The 18,787-nt window shown below is 63.1% G+C and carries 21 protein-coding genes; 11 read left to right on the plus strand and 10 right to left on the minus strand.

Features of this window, described 5'->3' with window-relative positions; all coding sequences use genetic code 11:
• Positions 1-98 precede the first annotated feature (98 nt).
• The 3 genes from BLU35_RS11555 to BLU35_RS11565 all read left to right on the plus strand — a co-directional run bounded on the left by BLU35_RS11555 (position 99) and on the right by BLU35_RS11565 (position 4,399).
• The gene (locus tag BLU35_RS11555; protein ID WP_093233113.1) at positions 99-1,664 is read left to right on the plus strand and encodes an alkaline phosphatase D family protein; all 1,566 of its coding nucleotides are present in this window, start codon (positions 99-101) and stop codon (positions 1,662-1,664) included.
• Positions 1,665-1,863: 199 nt separating this feature from the next.
• Positions 1,864-3,690 carry a translational GTPase TypA gene (gene typA / locus BLU35_RS11560; RefSeq protein WP_093233114.1) on the plus strand — a complete coding sequence of 609 codons (1,827 nt, stop codon included), beginning with the start codon at positions 1,864-1,866 and terminating at the stop codon, positions 3,688-3,690.
• Positions 3,691-3,892: 202 nt separating this feature from the next.
• On the plus strand, positions 3,893-4,399 hold the full coding sequence (locus BLU35_RS11565) for a GNAT family N-acetyltransferase (protein WP_057254977.1): 507 nt from the start codon (positions 3,893-3,895) through the stop codon (positions 4,397-4,399).
• A gap of 131 nt (positions 4,400-4,530) precedes the next feature.
• On the opposite strand, the gene BLU35_RS11570 is transcribed toward BLU35_RS11565, so the two are convergent.
• On the minus strand, positions 4,531-5,133 hold the full coding sequence (locus BLU35_RS11570; protein WP_058321714.1) for a hypothetical protein: 603 nt from the start codon (positions 5,131-5,133) through the stop codon (positions 4,531-4,533).
• 156 nt (positions 5,134-5,289) lie between these two features.
• On the opposite strand from BLU35_RS11570, the gene ppa reads away from it, so the two are divergent.
• A complete protein-coding gene (gene ppa, locus BLU35_RS11575; RefSeq protein ID WP_057254979.1) occupies positions 5,290-5,823 on the plus strand; it encodes an inorganic diphosphatase in 534 nt (177 codons plus the stop codon).
• Positions 5,824-5,825: 2 nt separating this feature from the next.
• On the opposite strand, the gene BLU35_RS11580 is transcribed toward ppa, so the two are convergent.
• The gene (locus BLU35_RS11580) at positions 5,826-6,143 is read right to left on the minus strand and encodes a DUF167 domain-containing protein (protein ID WP_093233115.1); all 318 of its coding nucleotides are present in this window, start codon (positions 6,141-6,143) and stop codon (positions 5,826-5,828) included.
• A 2-nt stretch (positions 6,144-6,145) separates the two neighbouring features.
• Positions 6,146-6,439 (minus strand): YggT family protein, encoded by a 294-nt coding sequence (locus BLU35_RS11585; RefSeq protein WP_093233116.1) that lies wholly within the window; start codon positions 6,437-6,439, stop codon positions 6,146-6,148.
• 134 nt (positions 6,440-6,573) lie between these two features.
• On the opposite strand from BLU35_RS11585, the gene BLU35_RS11590 reads away from it, so the two are divergent.
• Positions 6,574-7,815, plus strand: a complete 1,242-nt coding sequence (locus tag BLU35_RS11590) for an MFS transporter (protein WP_093233117.1) — start codon at positions 6,574-6,576, stop codon at positions 7,813-7,815.
• Positions 7,816-7,875: 60 nt separating this feature from the next.
• On the opposite strand, the gene BLU35_RS11595 is transcribed toward BLU35_RS11590, so the two are convergent.
• From BLU35_RS11595 to hemC, 6 genes are all read right to left on the minus strand, one after another.
• A complete protein-coding gene (locus tag BLU35_RS11595) occupies positions 7,876-8,616 on the minus strand; it encodes a glutamine amidotransferase (RefSeq protein ID WP_093233118.1) in 741 nt (246 codons plus the stop codon).
• A gap of 1 nt (position 8,617) precedes the next feature.
• Positions 8,618-9,100 (minus strand): tellurite resistance TerB family protein, encoded by a 483-nt coding sequence (locus BLU35_RS11600; RefSeq protein WP_057254984.1) that lies wholly within the window; start codon positions 9,098-9,100, stop codon positions 8,618-8,620.
• A gap of 26 nt (positions 9,101-9,126) precedes the next feature.
• Positions 9,127-10,764 (minus strand): heme biosynthesis protein HemY, encoded by a 1,638-nt coding sequence (locus BLU35_RS11605; protein ID WP_093233119.1) that lies wholly within the window; start codon positions 10,762-10,764, stop codon positions 9,127-9,129.
• Positions 10,765-10,886: 122 nt separating this feature from the next.
• Positions 10,887-12,155, minus strand: a complete 1,269-nt coding sequence (locus BLU35_RS11610; protein WP_093233120.1) for a COG4223 family protein — start codon at positions 12,153-12,155, stop codon at positions 10,887-10,889.
• A gap of 156 nt (positions 12,156-12,311) precedes the next feature.
• Positions 12,312-13,025, minus strand: coding sequence for a uroporphyrinogen-III synthase (locus BLU35_RS11615; RefSeq protein ID WP_093233121.1), 714 nt, complete (start codon positions 13,023-13,025; stop codon positions 12,312-12,314).
• A 4-nt stretch (positions 13,026-13,029) separates the two neighbouring features.
• The gene (hemC, locus tag BLU35_RS11620; protein ID WP_093233122.1) at positions 13,030-13,959 is read right to left on the minus strand and encodes a hydroxymethylbilane synthase; all 930 of its coding nucleotides are present in this window, start codon (positions 13,957-13,959) and stop codon (positions 13,030-13,032) included.
• A 74-nt stretch (positions 13,960-14,033) separates the two neighbouring features.
• On the opposite strand from hemC, the gene tsaD reads away from it, so the two are divergent.
• From tsaD to BLU35_RS11650, 6 genes are all read left to right on the plus strand, one after another.
• Positions 14,034-15,128 (plus strand): tRNA (adenosine(37)-N6)-threonylcarbamoyltransferase complex transferase subunit TsaD, encoded by a 1,095-nt coding sequence (tsaD, locus tag BLU35_RS11625; protein ID WP_058325704.1) that lies wholly within the window; start codon positions 14,034-14,036, stop codon positions 15,126-15,128.
• Between the two features lie 44 nt (positions 15,129-15,172).
• Positions 15,173-16,174, plus strand: a complete 1,002-nt coding sequence (locus tag BLU35_RS11630) for an NAD(P)H-dependent glycerol-3-phosphate dehydrogenase (RefSeq protein WP_093233123.1) — start codon at positions 15,173-15,175, stop codon at positions 16,172-16,174.
• A gap of 78 nt (positions 16,175-16,252) precedes the next feature.
• Positions 16,253-16,546: a YciI-like protein gene (locus tag BLU35_RS11635; RefSeq protein WP_058325702.1), complete on the plus strand. Its 294-nt coding sequence runs from the start codon at positions 16,253-16,255 to the stop codon at positions 16,544-16,546.
• Positions 16,547-16,552: 6 nt separating this feature from the next.
• Positions 16,553-16,984, plus strand: a complete 432-nt coding sequence (locus BLU35_RS11640) for an EVE domain-containing protein (RefSeq protein WP_058325701.1) — start codon at positions 16,553-16,555, stop codon at positions 16,982-16,984.
• A gap of 61 nt (positions 16,985-17,045) precedes the next feature.
• Positions 17,046-17,711, plus strand: coding sequence for a class I SAM-dependent methyltransferase (locus BLU35_RS11645; protein WP_057254993.1), 666 nt, complete (start codon positions 17,046-17,048; stop codon positions 17,709-17,711).
• Between the two features lie 49 nt (positions 17,712-17,760).
• The gene (locus BLU35_RS11650; RefSeq protein ID WP_093233124.1) at positions 17,761-18,168 is read left to right on the plus strand and encodes a DUF1761 domain-containing protein; all 408 of its coding nucleotides are present in this window, start codon (positions 17,761-17,763) and stop codon (positions 18,166-18,168) included.
• A gap of 90 nt (positions 18,169-18,258) precedes the next feature.
• Here the strand turns inward: BLU35_RS11650 and BLU35_RS11655 are convergent, their stop codons facing one another.
• Positions 18,259-18,741 carry a DUF4304 domain-containing protein gene (locus BLU35_RS11655; protein ID WP_093233125.1) on the minus strand — a complete coding sequence of 161 codons (483 nt, stop codon included), beginning with the start codon at positions 18,739-18,741 and terminating at the stop codon, positions 18,259-18,261.
• Between the last annotated feature and the right edge of the window lie 46 nt (positions 18,742-18,787).

Below are 18,787 nucleotides of genomic sequence, written 5' to 3' on the forward strand. Positions count from 1 at the left end.
CAAACTGTTCAAATAGTTTCATGGCTCTGTTACGTCGCTGACATCCGGATGCCCAAAGGTCCGGCACGCGCGGTCGCGCTGCCGATTCGGAGGTCCGTTTGGCCGATATCCTCAAGACGCTTTCCCGGCGTTCTTTCCTGCTTTCCGCCGGTGCCGCGGGCTTCGTGGCCTCGTCCGGTCTTGCGACACCCTTCTATGCGAGAGGCTACGGCCGGCCGGAGTTCATACATGGCGTGCAATCGGGCGATGTCGATACGTCCTCCGGCATGATCTGGACGCGGGTGGATCGACCGTCGAAGGTGTCGGTCGAGTATTCGACCACCGAGAGCTTCTCCAATCCGGTTCGCCTTGCCGATCTCACAGCGACGCCGCAGACGGATTGTGCGATCAAGTGTTCGCTCGACGGATTGCTGCCGGACCAGGACATCTTCTACCGGTTCACCGCCACCGATCTTTATGATGTCAACCGGGTCTCCGAACCGGTCACCGGCCGGTTTCGCACAGCACCCTTGCGCAAGCGCTCGGTCCGCTTCGTCTGGTCCGGCGATACCGCCGGCCAGGGCTGGGGAATCGATGATGTCGGCATGAAGACCTATTCGACCATGCGGCTGCATGAGCCGGATTTTTTCATCCATTCCGGCGATACGATCTATGCCGACAATCCTATTCCTGACGAGATCCAGCTGCGCGACGGCGGCGTCTGGAAGAACCGGGTGGTGACCCATGAAAAGCGTGACGTGGCGCGAACGCTCGAGGAATATCGCGGGCAATGGAAATACAATCTGCTCGACGATCATGTGCGGCAGCTGAATGCCGTCTGTCCCACCTTTTATCAATGGGACGATCATGAGGTCTTGAACAACTGGTCGGCTTCGACCGACCTTCGCGACGATGCCCGCTATCCGGAAAAGGACGTCGCCGTCTACGCGGAACGGGCAGCCCGCGCGTTCCACGAGATGACGCCGATACGCAACGTCGCGACGCAGCCCGGCCGCATCTTCCGCAAGGTCGGCTATGGGCCGCTGCTAGATGTGTTCTTCGTCGACCTGCGCTCCTATCGCGGCGCCAACCAGGGCGAAGACGGCGGCGGCGCGCTGTTCGGCTCGCGGCAGGCGGATTGGCTGAAGCGCGAGCTTGCCGCTTCGCGCTCGGTCTGGAAGGTGATTGCCTGCGACATGCCGATCGGGCTCGTCGTCTGGGACGACTACACGAATAAGCGCGGCTCCGACGCCATCGCCAATGGCGACAACGGCCTACCTTCGGGGCGCGAGCCGGAGTTTGCCGATCTCCTGCGCTTCATCCGCGACAACGGCATCGACAACCTCGTCTGGCTGACGGCGGACGTACATTATACCGCCGCGCATCACTACGATCCCACGCGTGCCGCCTTCAAGGAATTCACGCCTTTCTGGGAGCTCGTGTCGGGGCCGCTTCATTCCGGCACCTATGGGCCGAAGGAACTCGACATGACCTTCGGGCCGGAGGTCCGCTTCATCAAGGCGTCGGGCGGCGGCATCGACAGTAACCTGCCGCCATCGGCGGGTCTGCAGTTCTTCGGCATCGTCGATATCAACGGTCAGACGCAGCAGATGACCGTGCGGCTGATGGACAGGCAGGACCAGGAACTCTGGCGCGTGACGCTCGATCCGGCCGCGATTGCATGACGAATCTGGTCGCGGCTAACAGCTTTCCAAACCCCTCACGCGAGACCCCTGGCGGTTGCAAACCCATGGCCTACCGGCATTTGACCGCGGCACTGATGCGCGCGCCCCCTTTCGCAATCGCAAAAAAACCTGTATGAGCGCGACCATTGAAAAAGCGGCGTGGCCCATCGGGGCTTGCCCTGAACCTCCGAGACGAAAAATGAGCATTCGTAACATCGCGATTATCGCGCACGTTGACCATGGGAAAACGACCCTTGTTGACGAGCTCCTGAAGCAGTCGGGCTCGTTCCGCGAAAACCAGCGCGTTGCCGAACGCGTCATGGACTCCAACGACATCGAAAAAGAGCGCGGCATCACCATTCTCGCTAAGGCGACCTCGGTCGAGTGGAAGGGCGTGCGCATCAACATCGTTGACACCCCCGGCCACGCCGACTTCGGCGGTGAAGTCGAGCGCATCCTGTCGATGGTGGACGGTGCCATCGTTCTCGTCGACGCTTCCGAAGGTCCGATGCCGCAGACGAAGTTCGTCGTCGGCAAGGCGCTGAAGGTCGGCCTGAAGCCGATCGTCGCGATCAACAAGATCGACCGTCCGGACGGTCGCCACGAAGAAGTCATCAACGAAGTCTTCGACCTCTTTGCCAACCTCGACGCCTCCGACGAGCAGCTCGACTTCCCGATCCTCTACGGTTCGGGCCGCGACGGCTGGATGAACGTCAACCCGGAAGGTCCGAAGGACCAGGGCATGGCGCCGCTTCTCGACCTCGTGCTGCAGCACGTACCGGAGCCGACGGTTGCCGAAGGCCCGTTCCGCATGATCGGCACGATTCTCGAAGCCAACCCCTTCCTTGGCCGCATCATCACCGGCCGCGTTTATTCCGGCTCCGTCAAGCCGAACCAGGCCGTCAAGGTTCTCGGCCAGGATGGCAAGCTGCTTGAAACTGGCCGTATCTCCAAGATCCTCGCCTTCCGCGGCATCGAGCGTCAGCCGATCGAAGAAGCACAGGCGGGCGACATCGTCGCGATCGCCGGCCTGACCAAGGGCACCGTCGCCGACACCTTCTGCGATCCGTCGGTCACGGAAGCGCTGACGGCACAGCCGATCGACCCGCCGACCGTTACCATGTCGTTCATCGTCAACGACAGCCCGCTTGCCGGCACCGAAGGCGACAAGGTCACGAGCCGCGTCATCCGCGACCGTCTGTTCAAGGAAGCCGAAGGCAACGTTGCGCTGAAGATCGAGGAATCTTCGGAAAAGGATTCGTTCTTCGTCTCCGGTCGCGGCGAATTGCAGCTCGCGGTTCTGATCGAAACCATGCGCCGCGAAGGCTTCGAGCTTGCCGTGTCGCGTCCGCGCGTCGTCATGCACAAGGACGACAACGGCCAGATGCTCGAGCCGATCGAAGAAGTCGTCATCGACGTTGACGAAGAGCATTCCGGCGTCGTCGTGCAGAAGATGTCGGAGCGCAAGGCCGAGATGGTCGAGCTGCGTCCGTCCGGCGGCAACCGCGTCCGCCTGGTGTTCTTCGCTCCGACCCGCGGCCTCATCGGCTACCAGTCGGAACTTCTGACCGACACCCGCGGCACGGCGATCATGAACCGCCTGTTCCACGCCTACCAGCCTTACAAGGGCGAGATCGGTGGCCGCGTCAACGGCGTTCTCTTGTCGAACGATGCCGGTGAATCGGTTGCCTATGCGATGTTCAACCTGGAAGACCGCGGCCCGATGATCATCGATGCTGGCGAGAAGGTCTATGCCGGGATGATCATCGGCATCCACACCCGCGACAACGATCTGGAAGTGAACGTGCTGAAGGGCAAGAAGCTCACCAACATGCGCGCCGCCGGCAAGGACGAAGCCGTTCGCCTGACGCCGCCGATCCGCATGACGCTGGAGCGCGCGCTCTCCTGGATCCAGGACGACGAGCTCGTCGAAGTGACGCCGAAGTCGATCCGTCTGCGCAAGATGCATCTCGACCCGAACGACCGCAAGCGCTTCGAAAAGGCCCGCACTGCCGGCGCGGCTTAAGCTTCTGACATTACCGAGCCTGAAAAAACCCCGGAGCGATCCGGGGTTTTTTGCTGTGTGTGCCACGGATGGGCGACTTGCGGATAAAGTTAAAAAGGCGTTAACCTTCCATAGGGTGCCGTTAAAGTTGCCTGTGGGTTAACGCTGGCCGGCAACCGGGCGGGATTCCTGTTCGCCTTGTGTGCGTTTAGAGTCGCGAGTCATGAAGACTGTTTCGATAGAGATTCGGCCCGGAGAGCCGCAGGAAGCGTCGGCAATTGCCGATGTGCACCGCGTTTCGTGGCTGCAAGCCTATGGCGGTCTCATCCCCCACCGTCCCCTGGTTCAGATGGTCAACCGCCGCGACGAGGTCTGGTGGCGCAAGGCGACGCGCGGGCCTGCCACGCTGCTCGTCGTCGACGTGGCCGGAACCATTGCCGGTTACGCCACGCTCGGCCTCAGCCGCGCCAAGGCCCTGCCGCAGGAGGGCGAGATCTACGAGATCTATCTCCGGCCGGAATATCAGGGCATCGGTCTCGGGCGCATTCTCTTCGGCGAAGCCAAGAGCCTGTTGCGTTCGCTCGGCTGCCGCGGCCTCGTCGTCTGGTGCCTCGAGGATAGCGAACACGCCTACCAGTTCTTCCAGGGCGCCGGCGGCACGGATATCGCCGAAGGCATGGAAGATTTCGGCGACAAGCACCTGAAGAAGGTCGGCTTCGCCTGGAACTAGAGCATCCCGCTCTCAAGTGGAATCACTGGAGGCGGAAAGATGCTCTAGAATCAAAGTGCTAGAGCGTCCTTTGTGCGTTCATTTGAACGCACGGCGCTCTAGGCTTTCCCGCTTCCGCTTGAGATCAGCCGCTATTCCGGCAGTTCGTTGCGCGGTGCGCTTGCCTTGTCGCCTTGCGTGCCATGGTAGACCGCCTTGTCGACGCCACAGCGGAAGGTCGGCGCCACCTCGTCGGCGATCTTGCGGGCGAGCGCGTTGGGATCGGGATTGGCGAGCGCATCGACATAGCCGGCGACGCAGCCCTTGCCGTCGTCCTTCTGGGCTACCGTGGAGACGACGAGAACCTGCCCTTCAAGCGCCGGTGCCGATGCTCCCGTCGCCGGGTCGGGGTTCTCGATGAACCAGCGCAGGATCGTCGCGACCGGGGTGCCGCCTTTGACAATGCGCCATTCCACTGTGGCGCCGGCGTGGTTGAAGGGGATGAAGGTTTCGAACGCCTCGTTGCGGTAGCGCTCGTTGAGGTGACCGAAGGAGAAGCTCTGGCGGATATCCATCTCCTTGAAATGAGCCGGATAATCGCCATGGCCCGGGCAGGTCATCAGGGAGTACCTGCCCGGCTCCTCTTTAATCGTCTTGCACTTTTCGCGGCTGACGTTGACATAGACGCTCTCATTGGCCACCGCGGGTGCGGCGGACAACAGGACCAGCGACAGGCATGCAACCTTTCCGTTCATCGTGATCTCCCTCGAACGAGATTTTGACGATCATGGGGGTCGTTCGGTGATGACAAAACGACCGGTTGAATCTGCATTTCGGACGAAAGTTATGTTGCATCGCGGCATGTTTCCCTTTATCCGACGGGCAAACTCAACTGACCCTGGAGTAGATCCATGCGCATCGACGCGATTTCCATCGGAAAGAATCCACCAGAAGATGTCAACGTCATCGTTGAAGTTCCCGTCGGCGGCCATCCGATCAAGTACGAGATGGACAAGGAAGCCGGCACGCTGGTCGTCGACCGCTTCCTCTACACGCCGATGACCTATCCGGGCAATTACGGCTTCGTGCCGCACACGCTCTCCGACGACGGCGATCCGATCGACGTTCTGATCTGCAACACCCGCCCGCTCGTTCCGGGCTGCGTCATCAACGTCCGCCCGATCGGCGTGATGATGATGGAAGACAATTCCGGCCAGGACGAAAAGATCATCGCGGTTCCGTCGGCTCACCTGACGCAGCGCTACGACAAGGTGCACGAATACACCGACCTGCCGGAGATCACGCTCAAGCAGATCGAGCACTTCTTCGAGCACTACAAGGATCTGGAGCCCGGCAAGTGGGTGAAGATTTTTGGTTGGAAGGATGCTTCCGTCGCAAGGCAGCTGATCAAGGAAGCCGTCGAGCGCGCCAAGGGCGCCAAGTAAGTTTACTTACCGACCAGCTCTGCAAGTCGCTCTATCAAATCCTCCGGGTCGCCATCGATCCGGAGGATTTTTTTGCGCTGCGTTTCGCCTGAGATGAGGGAAAGCTTGCTCTTGGCAAGCCCGAGCTTCTTCGAAAGAACGGCAATCAGCGCCTGGTTGGCTTTGCCTTTTTCCGGAACCGCGCTGACGCGCACTTTCAGATGTTCTTCCCCGTCGGCAGCCGCTTCCAAGCCATCAATGGCATCGCGGCCGCCGTTCGGCGTCAAGCGTACCGTCAGGCGAACGTGGTCGCCATGCGCGGTGAAGGCCGGATTGGCCATCGTCAGCCAAGCAGCGCCTGCGCGACCGTCGTATTCAGGAAGAGCTGGATGAAATAGAGGATCACCAGCACCACCAGCGGCGACAGATCCACGCCACCCATGTCGGGCAGCACGCGGCGGATCGGGCGATAGAGCGGCTCCGTCAGCTGATAGAGCGAGCGGCCGATCATGTTGATCGCCTGGTTGTTCACGTTGATGACGTTGAACGCGTAGAGCCAGGAAAAGATGGCCGACGCGATGACCAGAAACCACGCGATGTTGATAATGAAGTTCAAGGTGCCGATGACAGCAAGCATGCCGGTCTCCAAATCGTTATTGACAGACATGTAGACATTGAGACCTAAACGAGCAAGTACGCCGGCTTATCGGGCGCGATCATGTTTAACATGGGACCGCACGATAACCGAGCCTCAGCAGGAGCCCCTTCCGCATGTCCGCCGTTCATGCCTCGCATCGTTTTGCCGCCTTCCGGCATGTCGGCTATCGCCGCTATTTCTTCTCGCGCTTCCTGGCGTACTTCGCGATCCAGATCATTTCTGTCGCAGTCGGCTGGCAGATCTATGACCTTACGCGTGACCCGTTCGATCTCGGCCTGATCGGCCTCTTCCAGTTTCTGCCGTCACTGGTGCTGATCCTCGTCACTGGCGCGACTGCGGACCGCTACAACCGGCGCATGATCATGGGGATCTGCATGGTCATCAGCACGCTCTGCGCGACGGCATTGCTGCTTCTGACGGTATCCGGATTGTTTTCACCCTGGCCGGTCTATGCGATCCTGGTCGTCTTCGGCATCGAACGCGCCTTCCTGGCGCCCGCGTCCCAGTCACTGGCGCCCAATCTCGTGCCGCCCGAAGATCTGCCCAATGCGATCGCCTGGAATTCGACGTCCTGGCAGACGGCGATGATCGTTGGCCCCGTTGCCGGCGGCTTAATCTATGCGCTCGGCGCCGTCGTTCCCTATGCCGTCGGCGTCTGCTTCTTCCTGGCATCCGCGCTCATGGTCTTTGCCATCCCGAAGCCCGCGACCCGTACGCAAGCCTCCGCCCAGAGCTGGGAGACGATCACCGCCGGTTTCCGCTACATCAAGGCCGAAAAGGTGGTTCTGGGCGCGATATCGCTCGATCTCTTCGCGGTACTGCTCGGCGGCGCGGTCGCACTGATGCCGGTCTTTGCCCGCGACATCCTCGATCTCGGTCCTTGGGGTCTCGGCCTCTTGCGCGCCGCTCCGGGTATCGGTGCCGTCAGTATGGCGGTCTGGCTCGCGGCGCATCCGATCCGCCACCGCGCCGGTTTCTACATGTTCACCGGTGTCGCGCTCTTCGGGCTCGGTACCGTTGTCTTCGGTCTTTCGGCGACGCCGTGGATCTCGATCGCCGCGCTCGTCGTCATGGGCGCTGCCGATATGATCTCGGTTTATGTGCGCGAAATCCTGATCACGCTCTGGACGCCGGACGAGCTGCGCGGCCGGGTCAACGCCGTCAACATGGTCTTCATCGGCGCGTCGAACGAACTTGGCGAGTTTCGCGCCGGCATGATGGCATCCGGCTTCGGCGCCGTCTTTGCGGTGGTCTTCGGCGGCATGGGCACGTTGCTCGTGTCAGGGCTCTGGGCGCTCGGCTTCCCGCAATTGCGCAAGATCGACACGCTCGACGTGCCCGACCACCACAAGTAGGCGGGCTGCGCGTCGTCAGGCTGCTCCTTTGAGCCAGGCAATTCCGGACGGAAAACCGCTCTACACTTTTCCTGGAATTGCTTCCGGCCGCTCATCGCGCAGGAAGATCAGTTCCAGGAAGTTTTCCATCCAGGTGCGCAGCGGTCCGTCGTGCTGCATGCGGCCGTCGAGATGCGCCTTGCCCACCTGGGCGCCCGGCATCTCGAACCGGTGCGCGCCGTGCACGACCCAGCGGTGCATCATCGCGCGTGTCAGCTCGCCGTGGAACTGAATGCCCCAGGCATTGTCGCCATAGCGGAAGGCTTGGTTGGGGTAGGTGTTACCGGTTGCGAGCAACTCGGCCCCGGCAGGCAGGTCGAATCCTTCGCGGTGGAAATGGTAGACCATGTCAGGCCAGTCCATCAGCGCCTTGCCGGCATCGGTTGCGATCAGCGGATACCAGCCGATCTCGGTCATGCCTTCGTGATGCGGCGCCACGGAGCCGCCGAGATTGCGCGCCAGCATCTGCGCGCCGAGGCAGATGCCGAGATAGGGCTTGTTCTCCTTGAGCGGCACGGACAGCCAGTCGATCTCGCGGCGGACAAACTCTTCCTCGTCATTGGCGCTCATCGGACCGCCAAAAATGATCGTGCCGCTATGATGCTCCAGGGTCGGCGGCAGGTCATCGCCAAGGGCCGGCCGGCGGATGTCGAGCCGAAAGCCCTTCTGCTCCAGAATCTGGCCGACACGGCCGGCACTCGACCGCTCCTGATGCAGGATGATCAAGACTGGTTTTCGCGCGCTTGTGTCCGGCGTCGGCATTTCAGGTTTCCTGTTGCGGCTCGGCGTCCTCGACGGTGTCGCTTCTCGCTGCGGCCTCCTGCCGCTGCAACACCCGGTCGCGCCCGGAGACGGCGAGCAGATCGGCGATGCGCCAGATCACGTGGTCTTCCATTTCGCTGCGTTTGCCGTCGGCATAGACGATATCCCAGAGCATGCCGACGAGTTCGATGCGCTGTTCCTCCGAGAGGTGGCGCTTGAGCTCGGCGGTGAACTGGTAGTAATCGATCGCCTCGCTTTCGGCAGTCTTGCCCGCTTCGATCAGCGCGGCAAGCGAGGCATCGTCGAGCTTGTAGTGTTGCTTGATGACCGATCGCATCTTGCGCCGTTCGGACGCAAGGATCCGGCCGTCGGCTTCCATGACCTGGAAACAGAGGGCGATGACCGCCACGCGTGGATCGCCGTGCTCTATCCGCGTCGCCGGGCCGGTCAGGCCGTCGAGAAACGTCCGTAAGCGTTCAAACATGTATTCTGCCACAGCCCCTTGAGAGTTCAGAACAGTCGGAAACTAGCCTTTTCCGGCGCCTTCTCGCCGGTAGCTGGATCGCGCACGCCGGGATCATCCGGCGGACGGCCGAAGAAGGGATCAGGCATGTGCTCGCCGTTGGTAACCTCTTCCTTCTCCGTCTTCTTGACCGGAGTCTTGTCGGCGATCGGCTCGGACGGTTTGCGCTCCGTGACCTTGATCGGTTGCGGTTCCCGTTCGGCCTCGAGGATGACGGGCGCTTCGCTGCGGCGGGCTACGGGGGCCGGTTCATGCGCACGCGGCTCCGCGGCCACCGGCGGCAGACTGCGGATCGCTTCGTCGGCATTCGATTGGTCGTGGTCGACGGTCGCCGAAAGCGTATGCGGCGGCGCTTTCCATTCGAACGCATCGAGCCGTCCGCTGACGGGCGAGACCGGCAGCCAGGTCGGCGACGTCACGCCGTCGGCAGTCCAGGCCGGATCCCGTGGGCTGCGCAGGGCCTGCGCCATCCAGTGGCGGATGCGGCCCTCGTCGCCGGTGTCGGCTTCTTCTATGTCGGCGAGCAACAGGAAGACGCTCTCGGTCGGATCGAGCCTGGCGGCGGCTTCCGCCTTGGTGCGGGCCAGAAGCAGTTCGCGCGCTTCGAGCGCGGCCTCGGCGACAGCTGCCATCGCCACGGCATTGTTGGGCCTGAGGGCTTCAAGTTTGCGCGCCCGCTTCAACCGGTCGACGGCGGTGTCGCCGCCGCGGGCACGCACGTAAAGCCGCGCCACGTCCGGGTGAGGCTCGTGCTTCCAGTTTTTCTCCAGGATCGAGGTCCCCTTGCGCAGGTTGTCCTCGCGAAACAGCGCCTTGGCGGCCGTCAGCGCCGCCGGCACCAGATGTTCGTCGAGCTTCAGTGCGGCAAGCGCATCGTCGCGGGCACCCTTCACGTCGCCGTCGAGCTTTGTGATCGCCCGGGCGGTCAAGAGCACCGCCCTCTTACGGTCGGCCTCCTTGCGTTCGACCACATGGGCGGCGCGGCTCTTGTCGAGAAGACGCAGAGCATCGTCCCACTGTCCGGCCTGGCTCTGGCTGTCGAGCGTCGCGAGAGCCGCCCAGGGCAGATGCGGTGCTTTCTCGGCGGCGCGTTCGGCATATTGCCGGGCGGCCTCGTGGGCACCGAGGCGCTTGGCTTCGAGGTAGAGGCCGCGAAGCCCGAGTTCGCGGGTCTCCGGATCGTCGGCCATCAGCTCGAACTTGCGGCGCGCGTCATCGTACTTGCCTTCGACGAGGGCGGTTTGCGCTTCGAGCAGGTGGATCAGCGGCTCCTGGTCGGCGCTGATCAATCCGCGGGTGCGGGCGGTCATCTTGCGGGCAAGATTGGCGTCGCCGGCGCCGGCAGCGATCAGGCCGGTCGAAAGCGCCTGGTAGCCACGGTCGCGCTTGCGGGCGCGGAAATAGCGGGTGACGGTGTGGGGAGAGAGCCAGATGGTGCGCACCAGCCACACGGCGATCAGCACGGCTGCGATCAGCGAAATCAGCAACGATGCGGCGCGCATCAGGCTCATCTCGATGAGCTGACCTTGCCAGACGAGCGAAAGTTCACCCGGTCGGTCCGCGAGCCACGCGAAACCGAGGCCGAGACCAAGCACGATCAGGATGAAAATCAGAATGCGGATCATATCTGGTTCCCTCAGATCACGATGATTTTGGGTCGCCGACCCAAAGTCATAGACGTGATCGTTTTCCATAAGTTAGAGCGGGATGCGGGCGGAAAACCGCATACACTTTTCCTCATCCCGCTCTAGCCCTCTGTGCCCGGCTTTGCCATCGTCGCGGCGACGGCGGCGTCGATCGCGGCTTCGACACGCAGACGCTGGTCGAGCTTGGCCTTGAAGGCCTCGCCCGCCGGTTTGGCGGCATCCGGCAGACCATCCCACTCCAGAGCAGCGCCCTTGAGATCGCCATTGTTCAGCTTGTCCTCGATGCGGGCGATGACGGCTTCGGGCGTTTCACCCTCGACGCTGCCGACGGGGCGTACGCGAATGCCGGACATGGCGCTGGACACCAGCCGGTCGAAGATGCCCTCGTTCGGATCGGGTTGATTGAGGGCGTCGAGCATGGCGTCGGCCGTGTCAGGGAACTCGCGCCGCAGATCGGAGCGGGTCGGCACGCCGACCTGAGCGTCCTGGGCCAGAGCGGCGACGGCCTGTTCGTCCGGTGCGATGCTGCGCAGCGCGTCGAGTTCGGCGAGGAAGGGGCCGCCGCGATCGATTGCCGACTTCAGCGCGGTGACCGCGACCGCCTTGGCCATCTGGATGTCGTTGACCGGCTCGTTGAGCTTCTGCTCGGCGGATTCGATGCGGCTCGTCAGTTCCGCCCTCTCCGTTGTCGCCGTCTGTTGGGCGTCGGCGAGTGCCGTCTTCAGCCCTGCAAGTTCCTTGGTAAGGTTGTCGATCTCCGCCTTCAGCGTTTCGACCTCGGCACTCGGCGCGCCGTTCGTGCCGGGTTGGGCGGCTGCTTGTTCGAGGGCGGCGATGCGGCCTTCGAGCGCCGTGTTGTCGACGACTGCGGCGGTCGTGGGCAGTGCTGCGATCTGATCGCGCAGTGCCTGCAGTTCGCTGGAGATGTTCTGCTCGACGCCACGCTCAGGGCCAAGTCCGGGGACGATGCCGGCATATTGCAGGCCGCCAAAGCCGAGTAGCGTCACAAGGCCACCGAGGATACCGGCGGCGAGCGCGCCAGAGTTCGACACTGGCTTTTGCCGCGGCGCCGGTCCCGGCTCCTGTGCCGCGTGCGGCGGTTCTTCGGCGAAGACGGCTGCGGCCGCGTCGGCGCGCTGCTCCTCGATCTCTTCTTCCAGGCGCGATCCGGCGGCGCTGTCGTCGCTGCTGTCCGTTGCCGTCTCATCCGCCTTGGCGTCGCTTGCCGGGCTTTCGCTTGCCACGTCCGTCACCGTCTCGCGGGTTGTTTCGGCCTCAGTCGGTTCCGCAACGGTTTTTTCCGCTTCGAGGTCGATCGTCAGCGGTTCCTTCTCGGACTTCGAGCGGCGCGGCGGGTTTTCCGATACCATGGTGACCTCTTACCGTTGGTTCCTGTCGGCTCTTCTCTCAAACCTAGTCAGCCCGAACGGTGAGGGAAAGCCCCTGCGTTTCGATTTTGGCTGAATCGGCCCTGGAGTGACGTGGAATGCGGGCGGAAAACCGCCAACATTTTTCTTCATCCCATTTTAGATCAAACTAAAAAGGTTTTCTTCGTCGGGCTTAGCGGCGATCTGCGCCATGACGTTGCTTGGCAGCGCCTCGGCGACGGCAGCGCTCAGGCAGAGATAGCGCGGGCTGAAGGACGCAGCGTCCAGACTGGCCTCCAGCAGCAATGCCGCCAGGCGTCGAGCCGTCTCCCGGGAATAGAGCAGAACGGCGTCGGGCCGGTCGGTTCGCGCGAGATCTTTCAGCGCACCGGGCGGCTGCACGGTCGGTTCCATGCGATAGCATTCGACCGTCCTATACTCGACGCCATGTTGCCGGAGCGTGCTTTCGAGGCCGTCGGAGCGCGGAGAGCCGGTCAGGTAGAGGAGGGGCTGTTTCGGCAAAGTGCCGACGGCCGAAACAATCAGCCCGGCCAGCGCTTTGCCGGTGCCATCGCCGATGCGGAGATCGGTGAAGCCAAGTTCTCGTGCTGCCCGCGCAGTCGCCTCGCCGACGCAGAAGCACGGGTTTTTCAGATGCTTTTCCAATTTGCCGCCCAGTGTCGCGAGGACCCGAACCGCTTCGGCGCTGGTCAGGACAATGGCTGCAAACGGTATGTCTAGCGCTGCTTCGGCAACGGCGGCGAGATGCATGGCCTGCATCAACGGCAGGAGGATCGGCTGGTGGCCGGCAGCCTCCAGCCGACGCGCCGTCGCCTCGGCGGCGGGAAGCGGCCGGGTGACGAGCACGCGCATCGGCTCAGGTCCAGCTTGCAAAGAAGCCCGGGCCGGCCTTGGCGCGGATTTCCTCGCCGGCCTTCTTGCCGAGCGCTTCGGCGTCGGTGGCCCTGCCTTCGATCGTGACGCGATGATGGGTCTGGCCGTCGGGCGTGAGGATCATGCCGGAAAAACGGAGATGGGTGCCATCCGAGGTGGCGAGGCCGGCGATCGGCGTGCGGCAGGAGCCGTCAAGCGTCGCGAGGAAGCCGCGCTCGCAGGTAACGGCCTCGTGGGTGCGTGGATCGTCGATGGCCGCGAGCAGGTCGTTGATGCGGCTGTCGCCGACCCGGCTTTCGATGCAGATCGCGCCTTGCGCCGGGGCCGGGGGGAAATCCGTCGGGTCGAGCAGTTCGGTCGGAACGTCGGACATGCCGAGCCGCTTCAGGCCGGCATAGGCGAGCAGCGTTGCATCCACCTGGCCCTCGGCGAGCTTCCTTAGCCGCGTTTCCACCTGGCCGCGATAGGTGATGACGTCGATATCCGGGCGCAGCCGGCGGATCAGCGCCTGGCGGCGCAGCGACGAGGAACCGACAGTGGCGCCTTCAGGCAGTTCCATCAATTTCGGTGCCGTGCGGCCGATGAAGGCGTCGCGAATGTCCTCGCGCGGCAGGAAGGCGGAAAGACAGAGCCCATCGGGCAGCTTCGTCGGCATGTCCTTGGACGAATGCACGGCGAAATCGAGTTCGCCCGACAGCAATTGCTGCTCGATCTCCTCGGTGAACAGGCCCTTGCCGCCGATCTCGGCGAGCGAGCGGTCGGTGATCCGGTCGCCCTTGGTCGAGAGAATGACGACCTCGAACATTTCCGGCGCCAGACCATGCACCGCTGCGAGCCGGTCGCGCGTTTCATGGGCTTGAGCGAGCGCCAGCGGGCTGCCGCGCGTGCCGATCCGGAAAGGTTTTGTTTGCATCAAAGGCTATCCATTGTTACCGGAGTTCCGTGTACCCACCTTTCGGTGCGACCGCAATCTTTGAGTATACTCTGATGTCTCCGCCCCTGCGCATCCTCGGCATAGAAACAAGCTGCGACGAAACCGCCGCTTCCGTTATTTTGCGCGATTCCGACGGCAAGGGTCACATTCTCGGCGACGTCGTTCTGAGCCAGCTGGAAGAGCATAGCGCCTATGGCGGCGTGGTTCCCGAGATCGCCGCGCGCGCCCATGTGGAAGCGCTCGACACGCTGATCGAGGAGGCGCTGCTGCGCGCCGGCATCACGCTTTCCGACATCGATGCGATCGCTGCGACAAGTGGTCCCGGTCTGATCGGCGGCCTGATCGTCGGGCTGATGACCGGCAAGGCGATCGCGCGCGCAACCGGCAAGCCGCTCTACGCCGTCAACCATCTCGAAGGCCACGCGCTGACGGCGCGGCTGACCGACGGGCTCTCCTTTCCCTATCTGATGCTGCTCGTTTCCGGCGGCCATACGCAGCTTATCCTCGTCAAGGGTGTCGGCGAATACGAGCGCTGGGGCACGACGATCGACGACGCGCTTGGCGAGGCCTTCGACAAGACGGCGAAACTGCTCGGTCTTCCCTATCCGGGTGGTCCGGCGGTCGAGCGTGCGGCGCTCGCCGGCAATCCCCAGCGTTTCGATTTTCCGCGCCCGCTCGTCGGTGACGCCCGGCTCGATTTCTCCTTCTCGGGTCTGAAGACGGCGGTGCGCCAGGCGGCGCAATCGCTGGAGCCGGTGACGGAGCAGGACATCGCCGATATCTGCGCTTCCTTCCAGCGTGCGATCTCGCGCACGCTCAAGGATCGCGTCGGGCGCGGGCTGAAGCGCTTCAAGGCGGAGCATGCCGGCGTGGTGCGCCCGGCCCTGGTGGTCGCCGGGGGCGTTGCCGCGAACCAGGTGCTGCGTTCGACGCTGCAGAGCTTGTGCGCGCAATCCGGTTTCGAGTTTATCGCGCCGCCGCTTTCGCTCTGCACTGACAATGCCGCGATGATCGCCTGGGCCGGTGCGGAGCGCCTGGCGGCGGGCATGGTGGCCGATAGCCTCGACGTTGCGCCGCGCTCGCGCTGGCCGCTCGACGCCCAAGCGCAGGCACTGCTCGGCTCCGGCAAACGCGGCGCCAAGGCATGAGGGGCTCAGCCAGGGCCATGATGCCAGAATGTGACGGATAGAGAATGAACGACAAATCCAAGACCGGGCCGAAGATCGTGGTGGTTGGTGCGGGTGCCTTCGGCACCGCGCTCGCCGCAGTTGCGGCGTCCGCCGAAGGCAGCGACGTGACGCTGCTCGCCCGTCGGCAGGAGATTGCTGAAGCGTGCCGCAATACCGGCCGCAACGAGGATGCCCTGCCGGGCATCGATCTGCCGCCGGCGCTGAAACATACGGCGGATGTCTCCGTTCTCGCCGAAGCCGAAGTCGTGCTGTTCGCCATGCCGTCCCAGGCGCACCGTGATGCGGCGCGGCAATATGGCCCGCAGATCAATGCAGCCGCCACGATCGTCACCTGCGCCAAGGGCATGGAGCAAGCGACCGGCCGGTTGCTGACCGACGTTCTGGCGGAGGAATTGCCCGGTCGTTCGATCGGCGTGCTTTCGGGTCCCGGTTTCGCCGCAGATATCGCCAAGGGCCTGCCGACTGCGATGGTAATCGCTGCCGCCGATGCTCAAACGGCGACGACGCTGGCAGAGGTGCTTTCAGGCCCGACCTTCCGGCTCTACCCATCGCAGGATCGCATCGGGGTGCAGCTCGGCGGCGCGCTCAAGAACGTGCTGGCGATTGCCTGCGGCATCGTCGAGGGTGCGGGTCTCGGCGATTCCGCCCGCGCAGCGCTGATCTCACGCGGCCTTGCCGAGATGTCGCGCTTCATCGCCGCCGAGGGTGGCGAGGCCGACACGGTGCGCGGCCTCTCGGGCCTCGGCGATCTCGTGCTGACGGCCACCAGCCACCAGTCGCGCAATCTGCGCTTCGGCATCGCGCTCGGCCGAAACGGCCGCGCCGATGGGGGCAAGGGCGAGCTGGTCGAAGGCGCCTTTGCCGCGTCGGTCGCCGCGCGCGTCGCCCATGATCTCGGCGTCGAGATGCCGATCACCGAAGCGGTGGCGGCGATTATCGACGGCAAGCTCGATGTCCGCACCGCACTCGAACAATTGATGACACGCCCGATCACCCAGGAATAATCCGGTAGCGGGGTGCGCAAAAGTGTAAAGCGGTTTTCCGCTCGCATCCCGCGCCAAACGACAACTTCAGGAGGAAGCATGCTCTTCGCACTTCATTGCACCGACAAACCCGGCGCGCTGCAGCTTCGGCTCGATACCCGCCCCGATCATGTCGCCTATCTCAACGATCTCAACGCCAAGGGCATTCTAAAGATCGCGGGCCCGTTCCTGGGTGACGACGGCAAGCCGACCGGCAGCCTGGTGATCGTCAAGGCCGAGACCATCGCAGAAGCCCGCGCCATTGCCGAAGCGGATCCCTATGCCAAGGCGGGCCTCTTCTCCGATGTCGAGATCAAGGCCTTCAACTGGGTCTTCAACAATCCGGAGGCCTGAGACGCGATGGCGCATTGGCTCTACAAATCCGAACCGGTCAAGTGGTCCTGGCAGATGCAGAAGGATGCAGGCGCCAAGGGCACCGAATGGACCGGCGTGCGCAACTATCTGGCGCGCAACAACATGCGGGCGATGCAGATCGGCGACAAAGGCTTCTTCTACCACTCGAACGAGGGTCTGGAGATCGTCGGCATTACCGAGGTCTGCGCGCTTTCGCATCCGGATTCGACTGCCGAGGGTGACGCCCGCTGGGATTGCGTCGATATCCGCGCTGTCACCGACATGCCGCGTCCGGTGACATTGAAAGAGATCAAGGACAATCCGAAGCTCGCCAAGATGTCGCTCGTCACTTCCATGCGCCTGTCGGTGCAGCCGGTGACCGAGGACGAATGGATCGAGGTCTGCCGCATGGGCGGGCTCGACAATCCTCCGCGGTAATCTTGTTTTTCCGCCTATCCTGAAACCGCTTTCGCCTTTCGGATAGGCTCGGAGAGTTTTCGTGAAGACCGATCCGGAAAGTTTCATCCTCGCCAATACCGGCGTGCTTTCGCCGCCTCACGTGCCGGAGGTGCGCCTGCATCTGGCAACCGAGGCGCATGAGCTCTGGCTGAAGACCGAGGAGGAATTGCAGGAAATCGGCCTGCCGCCGCCGTTCTGGGCCTTTGCCTGGGCCGGCGGGCAGGGGCTTGCCCGCTACATCCTTGATCATCCCGAGACGGTGCGCGGCAGGCAGGTCGTCGACTTCGCCTCCGGTTCGGGCTTGGTAGCAATCGCCGCGATGAAGGCGGGGGCGGCATCGGTTCTTGCCGCCGATATCGATCCCTGGGCGAAAACGGCGGTCCGGCTCAATGCCGAACTCAACGGCGTCGCCCTTTCCTATACGGACGAGGACGTGACCGGTCGCGAACTTGGGGCCGATGTCTACCTCGCCGGCGACGTCTTCTACGACAAGGCTTTTGCCGACCGGCTGAAACCGTGGTTTTCGGATCTGACGGCGAAAGGGGCGACAGTGATCGTCGGCGACCCCGGCCGTTCCTATTGCCCGCGCGAGATGATGACGGCCCTTGCCACCTACGAGGTTCCCGTGACCCGCGCGCTGGAGGACAGCGAGGTCAAGTGCACGACGGTCTGGCGCTTCGGGGGCACTGCGAACACGGACAGTTGACAGCCCAAAGGCCTTCGATTCCAATCCCCGCAAAAACGGGGGAACGAACATGGTATTTGCGGGCATGAACTATCTGGCGGTGCTGATCGCCGCCATTGCGGCCTTCGTCATCGGCGCGATCTACTACGGCGTTCTCGGCAAACCCTGGATGAAGGCGGCGCGCATCGATCCCGCGGCTGCGCAAATGTCGCCGGTTCTCTTTGCCATTTCCTTCGTCTCGGAACTGGTGATGGCGACCATGGTCGCCGGCGTCGTCGGCCACCTCGGGCCGGGCGAGGTCACGCTCGTCAACGGCGTCGTCTCGGCCTTCTTCCTTTGGCTCGGCTTCGTCGCGACGACCCTCATCGTCAACCATCGCTACCAGGGCTTCGGTTGGGACCTGTCGCTGATCGACGGCGGACACTGGCTGCTGGTGCTTCTGGCAATGGGCGCGATCATCGGCGCCATGGGCGTGTGATGGCGCTGAGCCGGTCGGTGACTTCGCCTCGCGGGCGGCCGCTCGCATGAGGAGAACGCCAACACGCTGACGAGCGTTATCCGACCTCTGCTAGATCGAGGCGCGTGTGACGCGCTCGACAAGATGCGCCCGCGCGGCACTTGAGAATGTCCAGTCCGGAAGTGATTTGCTTTCAAGCGCCTCTTTTAAGCCGGCCTCCGAATTGCATGTCAGCAATAGCCGCAAGCCGTGGCGCTTAATCAATTCCACCAGACGCAACGACCGTTCATCGTCAGAGAGCGGGTATTCAAGGTTCAGCAGCTTCTTGCACAGTTCGTGCGAGTGGGCAGGCAGAGTCTCTTCGAGCCTGAAGCGGATGTCTCCATGGTATTCTTTGGGTTGTGGCACTGTCGAGATCGCTCGGATGACCACAGAAAAGTTGAGGTAATACTGGGGGCCGAACTGCGACCTTTGGACGTTTACGATCAGAACGGTTTCGTCATTTTCGAGATACCAGCTTGATGACTTTCTCCTGAAGCCAAGTGGCTTCAACAGCGACGACACGGCATCAGCGACGGGGTTTGCTACAGGCATTTGGACGAAATGGCTCCAGACGGGCTCATAGCCGCGGTTTCCCGCG

Source organism: Sinorhizobium sp. NFACC03 (genome assembly GCF_900103435.1).
Lineage (GTDB): Bacteria > Pseudomonadota > Alphaproteobacteria > Rhizobiales > Rhizobiaceae > Ensifer.